Raw genomic sequence first — 13,903 nt, forward strand, 5'->3', positions numbered from 1 at the left:
TACTTATTAGTAGCCCCTGAATTTATCAAACCAAAACGATATAAAAAAATTAATAACTTTTTAAAACCTCTCTCAGTATGTTCACAGCTTGCTCAATTTGCTCCTCCGATATAATCAGCGCTGGGAGTAATCTTAACTTGCTTTTGGCTGTTAAAAACAGCACGCCTTTTTCGATACATTTTGCAACAACGTCAGCGGCTAAAATGCCTTCCTCAAATTCTACGCCGAGCATTAAACCTAAGCCTGAAACGGATTTAACTTTTGGTAAGCTCGCTAAGCGTTGCTGTAACAACTGCCCTTTTTGTTGCACTTGGGAGAGAAATTCGGCGTTGATTTTATCGATTACTACATTTGCAGCAGCACAGGAAACAGGATTGCCACCAAAGGTCGAGCCGTGGTCGCTTTTGCCTAATGTCATTTCCACTTTTTCGCCTAACAAGAAAGCTCCAATCGGCAAACCTCCGCCTAAGCCTTTAGCGAGCGTGACTAAATCAGGCGTTAAATCAAATTGTTGATAAGCGAAGATTGTACCTGTTCTCCCAATGCCGGTTTGCACCTCATCAATCATAAATAAAATATCTTTTTCTTGGCATAGGCTTTGCACAGCGTGCAGGTAATCAGCCTCTAATGAACAAACACCGCCCTCGCCCTGCACTACTTCCAGCAAAATCCCACAAACGTTCTCGGTTTCCAAGCGAGCTTTCAATGCCTCAATGTCATTTGCAGGTAAATATTCAAAGCCCTCGGTAAAGGGGAAAAAATGCTTGTGGAAAACATCTTGCCCGGTAGCAGCAAGGGTTGAAATAGTTCGCCCGTGAAAAGAATTGACGAGAGTTAAAACTGTTGAACGACCGGCTTCGTATTTGTCGAAACTATATTTACGGGCGGTTTTAATTGCCCCCTCATTTGCCTCTGCCCCTGAATTGCAAAAAAATGCTCGTTTTAGACCGCTTGCAGCCACTAATTTTTGGGCTAATTGGCTTGCCGGTTCGGTAAAAAACAGGTTCGAGGTGTGAGCCAATTTGCCGGCTTGTTCAGTAACGGCCTGTAGCCAATCCTCATCTGCCCAGCCTAAACTGTTTACCCCAATGCCACTGGTAAAATCGAGATACTTATTGCCCTCAAAATCCCACACTTCACAACCTTTTCCGTGCGACAGTGCAAGGTCAAATCTGCCATAGGTTTGGGCGATATAATCCTTATCTAATTGCTTAATCGTATTACTGCTTGTCATTTCACTTTCCTGTTATTTTTTATAAAACCGTGTTCCGTTTTTGCCACCGAACATTTCTACCAAAATTACGTGGTCGATTCGCCCGTCAATAATATTTGCCTCAGAGCCACCCTCCTTGATGAAATCGGTACAGCACGCAATTTTGGGGATCATCCCACCGGCAATAATGCCTTGCTCAATCAGGGACTGCACTTCGCTTACTTCCACTTCCGGAATTAAGGTGCTTTCATCAAAGCGATCTCGCAATAAGCCCGCAATATCGGTCATCGAGACCAATTTCCCTGCTTGTAACGCAATCGCAATCTCGCTGGCGGCGGTGTCTGCATTAATGTTATAAGCCTGCCCGTTTTCATCAACGCCCACCGTGGAAACAACCGGAATGAAACCTGCATTAAGGGCAATTTCAATCACGGTTGGATCGACTTTCACAATATCGCCCACAAAGCCATAATCCACCTCTGCCTCTAATTTTTTGCATTGCAACATCGCCCCATCAATCCCGCATAGCCCAATGCCTTTCCCTTTCAATAAAGCAACAAGGCTTTTATTAACTTTGCCTGCCAACATTTGCAAAACCACGTTAATCGTATCACTATCGGTAACACGCAACCCGTTGATAAATTGCGGTTCTTTGCCTAATAATTTCACGCCTTGTGAAATCTCCGGCCCGCCACCGTGTACCAGCACCACTTTTACGCCTAAACGATGAAGTAACAGCAGATCTGCCATCACCGATTTTTTCAGCTCTTCATTAATCATCGCGTTACCGCCATATTTCACCACGATAATTTTACCCTGCCATTTCGCCAAACAAGCGGTGGATTTTTCCAATAAATTTGCAAATTGATCGATTTCTTGTTGTTGCATACTTTCCTCACTATAGAGTTCCCCTCTTTAGAAAAGCGGGGGTAGGGGAGATTTGATTACAATGCCTAAATCCTTATGAGAGTAAATGATTTCTGCCAAATCTCCCCCAGCCCCTCTTTGCTAAAGAGGCGAGATAAATCATTAAATATTTAACCCCTCAACCTCATCTCTCCCCAACATAATATTCATACATTGCACTGCGGCACCTGATGCCCCTTTGCCTAAATTGTCAAAACGGGCGGCGAGTAAAAGTTGGGTGCTATTGCCGTAAATAAAAATCTCTAAGCTGTCTTTGCCTGCATAAGCATTAGCAGCAAGCATTCCGTCTTCGGGTAGTGCTTGGAAAGGGTGAACGTGAATTAGTCGGCTGGTTTGGTAGTAATCGGCGAGCAAATTTGCAATTTCTTCGCCGGATTTGACCGCTTGCAAGGCAGAGATCGGCAATGGCACAGTGACTAACATCCCGCTGTAATAATCGGCAACCACAGGAGTGAAAATCGGCGGGTTTTGCATTTGAGTAAGTGCTTGCATTTCAGGCAAATGTTTGTGTTGGAGAGCTAAGCCGTAAACACGAGGGGCATTGAACGCATTTAGGCGGTTTTCATTTTCATAGTCGGCAATCATCGCTTTGCCACCACCTGAATAGCCGGTTAAAGAGTGACAACTTAAAGGGTAATCGGCAGGCAAAATCCCTTTTTCCACCAATGGACGAACCAACGCAATATAGCCTGTGGCGTGGCAACCCGGCACCGCAACACGCTTGGCATTTTTGATTTTTTCACGTTGTCCGCTTAATTCTGCAAACCCGTAAACCCAATCAGGATCCACTCGATGAGCGGTTGAAGTATCGCAAATTCGGGCATTTTCCGGTGCATTGGCTACCAATTCTTTCGAGGCTTCATCCGGCAAACAGAGGAAAGTTAAATCTGCCTCCGCTACTTTTGCCACACGGGCGCTCAAGTCTTTCCGTTGTGCTTCCGGCAAGGTTAATAATTCAATATCGTCCGCTTGGCTTAACCGTTCATGAATGCGTAGTCCTGTTGTTCCTACTGCTCCATCAACAAAAATCTTGTATTTGCTCATTAAAAATCCTTCTTTGACTTTTTCTGCTCAGTAGTCTAAGACTATTTAAGGCTAAACTCAAGTTTATTTTTGAATAATTATTCATATTAATTGATTTTATATTCAAAAATCCCTAACAAAATGTTAGGGATTAAAAAGAGTATTAAAATCTATTCATATCAAGCTTCAGGGCTTTTTGATTCGCTTTTTGATAAGCAGGGTGATTTTCCACCTGTTCTAAATAGCGTGCAATATTCGGGTAATTTGCCATTTCAACAAAATTACGCCCCCATTGTAGTGGGAAACAGAGAGAAAAATCCGCACCGGTTAGTTCATCACCCACAATCCATTTTTTATCTGAAAGTGTTTGCTCAATATGGTTAAAATACAGCGGAGTCTGCGCTTTTGCGTAGTCGCCAAAAGCTCCGAGATCAGAGCGATTAGCCAACATTGTCACAAGGTTTGCCGAGAATAATGAAGCAGAAATCGACAACCAGTAGTGATACATTGAATAGGCTTCGCTACCACGAGTCGGCTCAAGTTTCCCTTCGGCGTAACGGGCAATCAGATGCTGGATAATCGCATTGCCCTCGGCAAGCACCAAATCACCATCTTGTAGCACCGGTGCTTTACCAAGCGGGTGTAAGGCTTTCATCTCCATAGGTGCAAAACCGCTCTCTTCACGATGGTAGATTTTTAGCTCGTAATCCAAGCCTAAGGCTTCCAACAACCAAACGATGCGGTGAGAGCAGGAATTGTTCAGGTAATGTAACGTAATCATAATTTTTCCCTTCAGATAATTGAAAAAATGCGGTCACTTTAATTGCAAATTTTCACAAAAAAATGACCGCTTGTCTGTAATGATTAAATATCCATTGGTTGCCAGCTTTGTCCTTTAAGCGGCGGTAACCAAGCACCACCTTGCACGCAGTAGCCCCATAGTCTGTCCGGAATGCCGTAGTGGTCGGCTTGTTGCGGGTCAAGCTCGCTGACGATCTCGCTGTCTCGATTTTCTTTCAACAAGGTCGCTACATTCGGGTTGATCATTACCGCTTTACCTAAGGCGATAAATTCTGCCCAGCCTGTTGCATAAGCGTTGCGGATCTGTTCGCCGGTTAATAAGTTACCCACGCCGATCAGCGGTAAACGCCCGTTGATGTGTTGGTGTACCAGCTGCATACGGGTGAGGTTGGTATCTGCACCACGGCGGGCTTTTTTGCCGAAATCCCACAGTGAAATGTGCAAATATTGCAACGGTTTTTCACAGAGTGCATCAATTAAGACATAAGTATCGGTCATCGTTAAGCCCTGTTCGCCCGGCTCTTCCGGTGAAAAACGGTAGCCGATAATAAAATCAGGGCGTTGGTGTTTTTCACGCACGTTGACTGCCGCATCAACCACAGCTAACGGGAAACGCAAGCGTTTTTCAAGACTGCCGCCCCATTCATCGTGACGCAGATTAAATTCAGCCGAGAAGAATTGTTGAATTAAATAGCCGTTAGCCCCGTGAATTTCCACTCCGTCAAAACCGGCTTGAATGGCTAACTCGGTGGCGTTGGCAAAGGCTTGGATCATTTGGTTTACTTCATCTGCCATCAGGGCTTTAGCACCGTTGGCGTGATCAGACGGAGCAACCGCATTCGCCCCGTCAAGTAAGGCTGGAATGGCTTGTGCACCACCGTGGAAAATTTGCAAAATCGCTTTGGTGCCTTGATTTTTCAAGATATTGGCAGTTTCAGTCAGGCTTGCTAAATGGCGTTCGTCAAGGGCTTCCGGCTGGCCGTAAAACGCCTTGCCGTTACGCATTACCCCGGTTGCTGCGGTGATAAATAAGCCCATATCCGCCGCACGATTATGCAAAAAATGGCGTTCTTGTTCGCTAATTGTGCCATCATCGTTCGATGAAGAATGGGTCATTGGGGCAACCACAAGGCGGTTTTTAATTTCTACATTGTTATTCAGGGTGTAAGGGGTAAATAAATTTGTCATCGTATTCTCCTCAAAAAGTACGGTTGATTTTTGCAAATTTTTGCGAAAAATCAACCGCTTGTTCATTACCAATGTAAGGTCGCACTCTCTTCCACCGGCACACGCCCTAAATGGTGTTTGTTCTGCATTGCGTCCCAGTCCGGGTGTCCGAACGAAATGGCGTGGAGTAATTTGTAGTTATCCGGAATGCCTAACTCTTCACGCACATCTTTAGCAAACATCGCAATCGCAAGTTGCGGAATGCCGCCAAAACCACGAGCGGTGAGTGAGAGCAAGAAAGTTTGCGAATACATACCGACATCGCTGGCAATATTGACATCGTGTCCGTCAATGCTTGGCATAAACAGGAATGCCATATGCGGAGCTCCGTAACCAATTATATTGTCATCATACACCACTTGGCGACCGGCTTTGTCTTCACGGGGAATGCCATAGCTGGTGGTGAAAACGTGGCTGTATTGATTACGCCAACGTGGTTCGTAGTCACCGGTAAATTTCGTTTGATTGAACTCAAAATCGGCATCATTAATGCCTGCTTCAAAAGTCTTTTTAAAACGAGCTTTTAAGCGTGCTAGCGTTTCACCAGAGGCAACGTGTACTAACCACGGCTGTGTATTACAAGCCGAAGGGGCATTTTGAGCATCGACAAGAATTTGTTTGATTTCAGTTTCCGTCATAGGAGTCGGTAAAAACTTGCGGATTGATTGACGTGTTTTAACCGTTGTTTCAAAATCTAACATTTTCGCATCCTATCTTCTTTTATAAATCAAATTCACTCACGACTTTAACGTGTAAACGCACATCTACATTACCACGGGTTGCATTTGAATATGGGCAAACTTCGTGGGCTTTGCTGATTAAGGTTTTCGCTTCTTCCGCACTAATGCCCTCAACGGTAATAGTGATGTCTAAATCTAAACCGAAAGCACCGTCAGCTTTTTGACCAATCCCCACTGCAACAGTGGTACTGGATTTGGTTGGCTTAATGCCTAAGGTTGGGGCAACGTGATTCATTGCACTGTCAAAGCAGGCAGCATAGCCCATTGCGAATAATTGTTCCGGATTAGTGCCTACTTTGCCACTTTCATTTTGGAAACCGACTAAATCAAAACCGATAGAACCGTCATCTACACGAGTATGGCCATCTCGTCCGCCTGTTGCTGTTGCCGAAGTGCGATAGAAAATTTTCATATTTTGCTCCTATTAAATGCTTTATTTGATTGGGGATATTATCCGCTTTTTGCTATTTGTCGTCTTGCCTGATTTTCTATAAAATATGCCTAATTTTCTAAAAGTGAGATTATTATGCAAGATCATCGAGCTATTATTGAATCTATTTTTACCCTCGCTCCAAAAAATGAACTTTGGGCTACTCCCATTTCAGGGCTAACCGTTCACGCTGCCGATCGTTCTATTAGATTTAACGGTTATATCCAAGACCCAAGTTTATGTGTAGTATTATTAGGCGAGCGGCAAATCTGTACCAATGGACATTGCCAAGTCTTCGGTAATCAGGAAATGATGTTTTGCCCTGTGAATTTGCCGATTGTTACCCAAACCTTATCAGTTGCAGAAAATCAGCCTTATCTTGCGATTTCACTACGCTTGGATTTTGATCTTATTGCCAAAATTATCACGCAGCTTCCCCCACAGAAAATAAGTGAAAACATTAATCAACGCACTAAATGGGAGCTGGAGAATGAAATTAAAGACTGTTTGTTACGCTTACTAAATTTGCTTAATTCTCCAAATCATATTCATTTTCTTGCACCATTGATATTAAACGAACTCTATTTCTATTTATTACAATCTGAGCAAGGTGGCTATATACGCTCTCTACTCTCTCAAGATGGCAATATTGCTAAAATTGCCAATGCAACAAAAATCTTAGAAAGAAAATTTGCCGATACACTAAATATGTCAGCACTGGCTGAAGAGGTAGGAATGAGCGTGGCGGGGTTTTACGCTCATTTTAAAAGCGTAACTTCAATGACACCACTGCAATATCAGAAATCGTTAAGACTAAATGCGGCAAGGGAAAAACTACAAGCAGGAGTAAGCGTGAGTGAAACCGCCTATCAAGTCGGCTATGAAAGCCCAAGCCAGTTTAGTCGAGAATATAAAAGACAGTTTGGCGAAAGCCCGAAAGGAAGATAAAGGAAGAATCAAAAATAACAAGCGGTCAAATTCTGCAAATTTTTTGCAAAATTTCACCGCTTGTCAGGTTAGAAATTACTACTTATCGCCAATTAATACTGACTCTAACGCAATTTCAATCATACCATTAAAGGTTAATTGACGTTCTTCAGAGGTAGTTTGCTCACCGGTGCGGATATGGTCTGAAACGGTGCAAATTGCTAATGCTTTTGCTCCATACTCTGCCGCTACCGCATAAATGCCTGCTGCTTCCATTTCTACGCCTAAAATGCCGTATTTTTCCATTACATCAAACATTTCGACATCAGGTGAGTAGAATAAATCGGCTGAGAATAAATTACCGAAACGAGCTTCAATGCCTTTCGCTTTAGCTGCTTGGTGAGCAGCTAATGTCATATCAAAATCAGCAATCGCCGCAAAATCGTTATCACGGAAGCGAATACGGTTTACTTTAGAATCGGTACAAGCCCCAACACCGATTACAATATCACGCACTTTGACATCGTTACGTACCGCACCGCAAGAACCGACACGAATGATTTTCTTCACACCATATTCGGTAATTAGCTCTTTAGCGTAAATCGAGCAAGATGGAATCCCCATACCATGCCCCATTACTGAAATACGACGACCTTTATAAGTGCCGGTATAGCCTAACATATTGCGAACATTAGTTACTTCTTTTGCATCTTCTAAAAAAGTTTCAGCAATATATTTAGCACGAAGCGGATCGCCCGGCATAATTACAACGTCTGCGAAAGCACCTTCAGGTGCGTTAATATGTGGAGTTGCCATTTTATTTTCCTCTTTACTAATTAATAACCTTGAGCAGCTTGTTGCTGCTCATCATTCAATGTCGCTAATAAATTAGCTAATAAACTTGATGCACCGAAGCGAAAATGTGCAGCATTCACCCAATCATTACCCAAAATTGACTCTGCGAGTGCTAGATATTGTGCCGCTTCTTCTGAGGTTTTTACCCCTCCGGCAGCTTTAAAGCCAACAGTTTCCGCAACATTTAAATCCCGAATGGTTTCAAGCATAATACGAGCTGAGTCTAATGTTGCGTTCACCACAACTTTACCGGTAGATGTTTTGATAAAATCCGCACCTGCTTGAATAGAAATCTCACTCGCCTTGCGAATTAATTCTTCAGTTTGTAATTCACCAGTTTCAATAATAACTTTAAGTAACACATTATTAGCCGCACAAATGGCTTTACATTGTTTTACCAGTTCAAAACCGACCTTTTCATCACCGCTAATCAATGCTTTGTATGGAAAGACAACATCAACTTCATCAGCCCCATAAGCGATAGCAGCTTTCGTTTCAGCAACGGCAATTTCAACATCGCTATTACCGTGAGGAAAATTAGTCACCGTCGCAATTCTCACCTGTTCAATACCTTCTGACTGTAATGTCTTACGCGCAATCGGCACAAAACGGGGGTAAACACATACTGCAGCAGTCGTGCCATATAATGTTTTAGCTTGCTGACACAGCGAAATGACTTTTTCATCTGTATCATTTTCGTTCAGTGTCGTTAAATCCATCAAAGATAACGCCAATTTTGCCGAATCTTTCAATGTCATTATTTCCTCCTTTTCATTCTTCTTATTTGTAAAATAATATAAAAATTTAACCGCTTGTAAATAGCATACAGTAATGCAACCGTTTACGTTGAGCTAAAAAGATTAAAACCACTATTTCTAGTGGTTTTAATCAGAGTGTTTTTATAAAACTGCGCCGCCTAAGCCGATAAATAAACCTGCAATAGTTGCACTCATTAAGTTTGCAAGTGAACCTGCAATAACCGCTTTAATACCTAAGCGTGCAATATCTCCACGGCGATTAGGTGCCATTGCACCAATTCCACCGATTAGAATCGCAATCGAGCTGAAGTTTGCAAAGCCACAAAGTGCAAAGGTAATAATTGCAACTGTTTTTTCACTTAAATGCACGGTTGACTCAGGAGTTAAATATTTAGCAAACTCTAAATAACCAACAAATTCATTCACCGCAAGTTTTAAACCAATCATTTGACCTGCAATTTCAGCTTCTTCCCAAGGTACACCGATTACCCATGCAAGCGGTTTGAAAATCCAACCGAAAATTTGACCTAAGTTTAAGGTTTCGTAGCCAAACCAGCCACCTACACCACCTAAAATACCGTTAATTAATGCAATTAATGCGACAAATGCAATTAACATTGCCCCTACGTTTAAGGCAAGTTGCATACCAGAGCCTGCACCAGCTGCTGCCGCATCAAGAATATTTGCCGGTTTTTCTAAATCTACCGATTCTAATTCATCACGGAATTTTTCAGTCTGTGGTACCATAATCTTCGCAAATAATAAACCTGCTGGAGCAGCCATAAAGGAAGCAGCAATCAAGTAAGTGAGTGGCACCCCCATTCCAGCGTAACCTGCCATTACCGAACCAGCAATAGAGGCTAAACCACCTGCCATAATCGCAAAGAGTTCAGATTCAGTCATTTTACTAATATACGGTTTTACTACCAGTGGTGCTTCAGTTTGTCCTACAAAGATATTCGCTGCGGCAGACATTGATTCCGCTTTTGAAGTACCTAATGCTTTTTGTAATAAACCACCTAAAATGCGGATCACCCATTGCATCACACCAATATAGTAAAGCAAGGAAATGAGAGCAGAGAAGAAAATAATGGTTGGAAGCACACGGAAGGCAAACACAAAACCACCTCCGCCAAATACTTCAAACATTTTATCGCTGACTAAGCCACCGAATAAAAATGAAATCCCCTCATTACCATAAGAAATCACTTTTGACACACCATTTGCCATTGCATTTAAGGCATCACGTCCTGCCGGAACATAAAGCACTAATGCACCAATAGCAACCTGTAATGCTAACGCACCTAATACTGCACGTAAGCTAATCGAACGCTTATTAGTTGAAAATAAAAATGCAATAAGCAGTAAAACAATAATGCCTAAAAGGCTATTTAGCGTACCCATAGAACCTCTAATATAAAATAACTAAAAAGTGCCGATACTATACCTATTTTTACGTAAAAAATCTTGCGAAATTATCATCAATTAAGACAAAAATTGACAAAAACCAAATTATGGTATTTTATTATTCATCACAAGCGGTTAAATTTTAAAAAAAGTTACACAAGATAGAGAGGTAATATGCAAAATATTCGTGAAATTTACTTAGCCGGAGGCTGTTTCTGGGGTGTGGAATCTTTTATGCAACGGATTAATGGTGTACTTAAGGCTCAATCAGGCTATGCTAATGGCAATACTGACAATCCGACTTACCAAGATGTGTGTGCAGGCAGCGGACACGCTGAGGTGGTAAAAGTAACTTATGATGCCAACCAAATCAGCTTGGTAACATTATTAGATTATTTCTTTAAAGTGATTGATCCTGTGAGTATTAATCAGCAAGGTGGCGATATTGGCATTCAATATCGCACCGGCATTTATTATACTGACCCACAAGACGAACCGGTGGTAACTGCTGCACTTACCCAATTGCAGACCCAATTTGATAAACCGCTGGCAGTAGAAAACCAAATGTTAGAGCAATATTTCCCTGCCGAAGAGTATCACCAAGAATATTTAGTCAAAAACCCAAACGGCTACTGCCATATTGATATTCAGCTGATGAATGAAATTTTGAAAAATCAATAACAAAAAAACCACAGAGCAATCTGTGGTTTTCTTTTATAACTTACTTTCTCAGCAGCCCATAGACTTTCTTCAACGCAGAAAGTGGCAATAAACGTGGAATTGCACGCATTAGAAAAATCCCAAAACCTGAAATCGGATCGTGAATCTGGCAGCGGTTTTTTAATTTATATAAACGCCATTCTGCCTCTGCTTGGGCCATTCCACGCCGTCTGCCAACCATTCCGTTGCCGACTCGGGCATAGACTAATAAATCCGGTAAGTTTGCCACTTGTTTAAATTGAGCAATGAGTTTGATCCATAAATAGTAATCTTCTTGCAGATCTTGATAGCCGCCTACTTCCAACACTTTGGATTTCTGATAAGCAACTGTCATATGGTTAAACGGACAACGCAAGCGAGTGAATCTGACGATTTCCTCTGCCGTGGTTGGTACATTGCGGTAAGCGACAATATCGTGAATATCTTGCCCAAACTCAGCAATTTGCCCGCCAAAAATCACGGTTTCAGGATTCTGTTCAATAAATGCCACTTGTTTCTCAAAACGTTCCGGCACACAAATATCGTCTGTATCCATTCTGAAAACCCATTCATTCTTACAATGGGTTAGCCCATCATTTAGCGTTTTACCTAAACCTCGATTTTGTGGGAATTTCACCGCATTAATCGGCAAAATTGCACTATATTCTTCTACAATCGCCTCTAATTCAGGCGTAACTGCACCATCAAAACAAACGACAATTTCATCAGCCTGCACAGTTTGTACTTTCAAGCTTTCAAAACATTCTCTTAAATATTGCGGTTGCTCTTTAATGTATAAAGACATTAAAACGGAAAATTTCATTACATAAACCTTTTCAAATTAATCGCCAACTTCGGCGAAATAAAAATAACCAACGCAATAATCAGTTGTTTGATATTTTTAGTCTGTTTAAACATCTCAAAATAATAACCGGCTGCCTTGCGGGATAAATTCATTACGTGTGGATAACTTAAAATATAAAGCGAATTGAGCTTAAAATTATTCGCCTGCTCAGATGTTTTGATATAAGTTTGTTGAATATACTCAATCGCCTTTTCGGTATTAGTGGTATCGGTTGAAACACTAGAACGCTTGGTATGGAAAGTACAATAGGTCAAGGCTTCATCCACATACAATGGCTCAAAACTCGGCTCTTCCAATAATTTCAGTAAGAAATCATAATCTTCAAGTGATCGTAAGCGGTTAGATAATCCACCAATTTTGCAAAAAAGTGATTTCTTCAAACCAATCATCGGCATACCGCCAATTTTATTCGCTTTCAGAATATTCTCTTTAGTTAAGTCACTTTTGTGTTTAAACGGCTGGGTAACGTAGGTAAAACCTTCATTTACCATTTCACATTTTGCCGGGTGATACACAAAATTAGCAGTTGGATTGTTCGCAATCTCCACTGCTAAACGTTGGCATTTTTCAGGCATAAAGCGGTCATCATCATCTAAAAACAACAGCCATTCTTGTGTGGCATTAGCTGCCCCTACATTTCGGCTTTGTGCTGCCCCTACATTTGGATTATTTCGAATAACCTTTACCTCAAAAGGATAATTTTTATTCACTTCCACAGGATCTTTTGAGAAATCATCAACAATGATCACTTCAAAATTATACGCTGTTTGTTGCTTTAAACTCTCAAGCAACGCATTGATTTCTTGATTGCGGTTATAAGAAGGCACAATAATACTAAACATTTTCAGCCTCTTTGTTTTTGCAAAAAACTGTCACATTCCGACCGCTTGTTCCAAACAGCGATAAGAACATTAAAAACAGCATCATCAGCCCCGGGAAGGCAAAGGTATCCGCCTTAATATTTAAAATAGCTAAAATGCCGATAGTGGATAAGGTAAAAATCCAACTACCTTCAAACCAATTCACTGCCACTTTGCGTACAAAATAGCAAGTGAAGACAAAACACGCCAACATATAGCTTACCCCACCATATAATACTTGGCGAATATAGCCGGAATCCGAGCCACCATAATAGCCCCCTGTTTTGGTGTAATATAAACCATCACCGGCAATAAACTGATTTAAAGTCGGTAAAAACAGATGGTTTTTCACTAAATTATCGGTTGAAGAGCTGACTTTTCCAGTGCCGGATAATAAATTAATTACCGGTTCTAAGGCGTGTTCAACATAACGATTTTCCGGAAACACAATCGCCAAAAATAGAATTAAAGCAGTAAATGCAATCAGCGGTAATATATATTTCCATTTAAAATAAAGGGCGATACTGATAACCGATATTAATAAAAAAGTTCGACCTGAAATTAAGCCGATACATAATAGTAAAAATAAAAACCACTCATTCACCGCATCTGTTTTTTTATTATATGCCAATAAAAAATGTAATAGCATTAAATAAAAAATACTTAATTGGAAAAAGGCAGAAGAGGTGATGTTATATAAACGGTATTCTTGTTCCGAACCAAAAAAGCGAGGCATCATTGCATTGCTAGATAATAAAAAATCCACCATAAACGGCAAACCTAATAAGGCTGTTACACCACAAATCCATTGAATAACAATGCCGATTTTTAAATCACGAACGAATAAAGTTTTACCTTGTTGGTTATGATAAAAAACATTATAAATGGCAATCCCGAATACAAATAAAATCAGCATTTTGACATACATTGCCAGCACACCAATTTCTTTTGTACTGTTAATCAATAATGGAATAATACTAAAGCCGATTAATGCAATAATTACAATCAGGCTATCTTTAGGAATAATAATGCCATTCGATTTGCCCTTGATTATTTGGAAAACCAAATAGCCACAAGCAACAAGCCCTGCTACAAACGCCATTCTTAAAAAATGGAAAAACCACGGGTCGTAAAGATAAAATAAGTTAATGAGTGCTGACATTTCAGACCT

15 protein-coding genes are annotated in these 13,903 nt (G+C 41.1%); 2 read left to right on the forward strand and 13 right to left on the reverse strand.

Translation table 11 applies throughout. The features are described from left to right. Positions 1 to 49 precede the first annotated feature (49 nt). The 7 genes from ACJ7Z2_RS10315 to ACJ7Z2_RS10345 form a co-directional block, all read right to left on the reverse strand. The gene (locus ACJ7Z2_RS10315) at positions 50 to 1,234 is read right to left on the reverse strand and encodes an aspartate aminotransferase family protein (protein ID WP_409500240.1); all 1,185 of its coding nucleotides are present in this window, start codon (positions 1,232 to 1,234) and stop codon (positions 50 to 52) included. Between the two features lie 12 nt (positions 1,235 to 1,246). Then, positions 1,247 to 2,101, reverse strand: coding sequence for an acetylglutamate kinase (gene argB, locus ACJ7Z2_RS10320; protein WP_409500241.1), 855 nt, complete (start codon positions 2,099 to 2,101; stop codon positions 1,247 to 1,249). 141 nt (positions 2,102 to 2,242) lie between these two features. Beyond that, the gene (gene argC, locus ACJ7Z2_RS10325) at positions 2,243 to 3,184 is read right to left on the reverse strand and encodes an N-acetyl-gamma-glutamyl-phosphate reductase (protein WP_409500242.1); all 942 of its coding nucleotides are present in this window, start codon (positions 3,182 to 3,184) and stop codon (positions 2,243 to 2,245) included. A gap of 142 nt (positions 3,185 to 3,326) precedes the next feature. Further along, the gene (locus ACJ7Z2_RS10330; RefSeq protein WP_409500243.1) at positions 3,327 to 3,944 is read right to left on the reverse strand and encodes a glutathione S-transferase family protein; all 618 of its coding nucleotides are present in this window, start codon (positions 3,942 to 3,944) and stop codon (positions 3,327 to 3,329) included. Between the two features lie 83 nt (positions 3,945 to 4,027). Then, entirely contained in the window at positions 4,028 to 5,152 is a 1,125-nt protein-coding gene (locus tag ACJ7Z2_RS10335; protein ID WP_409500244.1) for an NADH-dependent flavin oxidoreductase, read from the reverse strand. Between the two features lie 65 nt (positions 5,153 to 5,217). Beyond that, positions 5,218 to 5,892: a nitroreductase gene (locus ACJ7Z2_RS10340; RefSeq protein ID WP_409500245.1), complete on the reverse strand. Its 675-nt coding sequence runs from the start codon at positions 5,890 to 5,892 to the stop codon at positions 5,218 to 5,220. Between the two features lie 19 nt (positions 5,893 to 5,911). Next, on the reverse strand, positions 5,912 to 6,343 hold the full coding sequence (locus ACJ7Z2_RS10345; protein ID WP_409500246.1) for an organic hydroperoxide resistance protein: 432 nt from the start codon (positions 6,341 to 6,343) through the stop codon (positions 5,912 to 5,914). Between the two features lie 114 nt (positions 6,344 to 6,457). Here ACJ7Z2_RS10345 and ACJ7Z2_RS10350 point away from each other — a divergent pair, with 114 nt between their 5' ends. After that, positions 6,458 to 7,309 (forward strand): AraC family transcriptional regulator, encoded by an 852-nt coding sequence (locus tag ACJ7Z2_RS10350; RefSeq protein ID WP_409500247.1) that lies wholly within the window; start codon positions 6,458 to 6,460, stop codon positions 7,307 to 7,309. A 78-nt stretch (positions 7,310 to 7,387) separates the two neighbouring features. Here ACJ7Z2_RS10350 and deoD read toward each other — a convergent pair whose 3' ends face one another. The 3 genes from deoD to ACJ7Z2_RS10365 all read right to left on the reverse strand — a co-directional run bounded on the left by deoD (position 7,388) and on the right by ACJ7Z2_RS10365 (position 10,305). Beyond that, on the reverse strand, positions 7,388 to 8,104 hold the full coding sequence (gene deoD / locus ACJ7Z2_RS10355; RefSeq protein WP_154704573.1) for a purine-nucleoside phosphorylase: 717 nt from the start codon (positions 8,102 to 8,104) through the stop codon (positions 7,388 to 7,390). A gap of 20 nt (positions 8,105 to 8,124) precedes the next feature. After that, positions 8,125 to 8,901 carry a deoxyribose-phosphate aldolase gene (gene deoC / locus ACJ7Z2_RS10360; protein WP_409500248.1) on the reverse strand — a complete coding sequence of 259 codons (777 nt, stop codon included), beginning with the start codon at positions 8,899 to 8,901 and terminating at the stop codon, positions 8,125 to 8,127. A gap of 141 nt (positions 8,902 to 9,042) precedes the next feature. Further along, positions 9,043 to 10,305, reverse strand: coding sequence for a NupC/NupG family nucleoside CNT transporter (locus ACJ7Z2_RS10365; protein WP_154704575.1), 1,263 nt, complete (start codon positions 10,303 to 10,305; stop codon positions 9,043 to 9,045). 177 nt (positions 10,306 to 10,482) lie between these two features. On the opposite strand from ACJ7Z2_RS10365, the gene msrA reads away from it, so the two are divergent. Continuing rightward, entirely contained in the window at positions 10,483 to 10,989 is a 507-nt protein-coding gene (msrA, locus tag ACJ7Z2_RS10370) for a peptide-methionine (S)-S-oxide reductase MsrA (RefSeq protein WP_409500249.1), read from the forward strand. Between the two features lie 40 nt (positions 10,990 to 11,029). Here the strand turns inward: msrA and ACJ7Z2_RS10375 are convergent, their stop codons facing one another. The 3 genes from ACJ7Z2_RS10375 to ACJ7Z2_RS10385 are packed head-to-tail and all read right to left on the reverse strand — an operon-like array spanning position 11,030 to position 13,894. Further along, entirely contained in the window at positions 11,030 to 11,830 is an 801-nt protein-coding gene (locus ACJ7Z2_RS10375) for a glycosyltransferase family 2 protein (protein WP_409500250.1), read from the reverse strand. After that, positions 11,830 to 12,714, reverse strand: coding sequence for a glycosyltransferase family 2 protein (locus tag ACJ7Z2_RS10380; protein WP_409500251.1), 885 nt, complete (start codon positions 12,712 to 12,714; stop codon positions 11,830 to 11,832). The genes ACJ7Z2_RS10375 and ACJ7Z2_RS10380 overlap by 1 nt, the downstream gene beginning before the upstream one ends. Next, positions 12,707 to 13,894 (reverse strand): hypothetical protein, encoded by a 1,188-nt coding sequence (locus tag ACJ7Z2_RS10385; protein ID WP_126301758.1) that lies wholly within the window; start codon positions 13,892 to 13,894, stop codon positions 12,707 to 12,709. Before ACJ7Z2_RS10385 ends, ACJ7Z2_RS10380 begins: the two co-directional genes overlap by 8 nt. Positions 13,895 to 13,903 lie beyond the last annotated feature (9 nt).

This window comes from Mannheimia glucosida (assembly GCF_046267875.1).
GTDB lineage: Bacteria > Pseudomonadota > Gammaproteobacteria > Enterobacterales > Pasteurellaceae > Mannheimia > Mannheimia glucosida.

Bases quoted from the DNA above. Each gene is read 5' to 3' on its own strand.
- ACJ7Z2_RS10315 (WP_409500240.1), bottom strand. From the start codon at position 1,234: ATGACAAGCAGTAATACGATTAAGCAATTAGATAAGGATTATATCGCC.
- argB (WP_409500241.1), bottom strand. From the start codon at position 2,101: ATGCAACAACAAGAAATCGATCAATTTGCAAATTTATTGGAAAAATCC.
- argC (WP_409500242.1), bottom strand. From the start codon at position 3,184: ATGAGCAAATACAAGATTTTTGTTGATGGAGCAGTAGGAACAACAGGA.
- ACJ7Z2_RS10330 (WP_409500243.1), bottom strand. From the start codon at position 3,944: ATGATTACGTTACATTACCTGAACAATTCCTGCTCTCACCGCATCGTT.
- ACJ7Z2_RS10335 (WP_409500244.1), bottom strand. From the start codon at position 5,152: ATGACAAATTTATTTACCCCTTACACCCTGAATAACAATGTAGAAATT.
- ACJ7Z2_RS10340 (WP_409500245.1), bottom strand. From the start codon at position 5,892: ATGTTAGATTTTGAAACAACGGTTAAAACACGTCAATCAATCCGCAAG.
- ACJ7Z2_RS10345 (WP_409500246.1), bottom strand. From the start codon at position 6,343: ATGAAAATTTTCTATCGCACTTCGGCAACAGCAACAGGCGGACGAGAT.
- ACJ7Z2_RS10350 (WP_409500247.1), top strand. From the start codon at position 6,458: ATGCAAGATCATCGAGCTATTATTGAATCTATTTTTACCCTCGCTCCA.
- deoD (WP_154704573.1), bottom strand. From the start codon at position 8,104: ATGGCAACTCCACATATTAACGCACCTGAAGGTGCTTTCGCAGACGTT.
- deoC (WP_409500248.1), bottom strand. From the start codon at position 8,901: ATGACATTGAAAGATTCGGCAAAATTGGCGTTATCTTTGATGGATTTA.
- ACJ7Z2_RS10365 (WP_154704575.1), bottom strand. From the start codon at position 10,305: ATGGGTACGCTAAATAGCCTTTTAGGCATTATTGTTTTACTGCTTATT.
- msrA (WP_409500249.1), top strand. From the start codon at position 10,483: ATGCAAAATATTCGTGAAATTTACTTAGCCGGAGGCTGTTTCTGGGGT.
- ACJ7Z2_RS10375 (WP_409500250.1), bottom strand. From the start codon at position 11,830: ATGAAATTTTCCGTTTTAATGTCTTTATACATTAAAGAGCAACCGCAA.
- ACJ7Z2_RS10380 (WP_409500251.1), bottom strand. From the start codon at position 12,714: ATGTTTAGTATTATTGTGCCTTCTTATAACCGCAATCAAGAAATCAAT.
- ACJ7Z2_RS10385 (WP_126301758.1), bottom strand. From the start codon at position 13,894: ATGTCAGCACTCATTAACTTATTTTATCTTTACGACCCGTGGTTTTTC.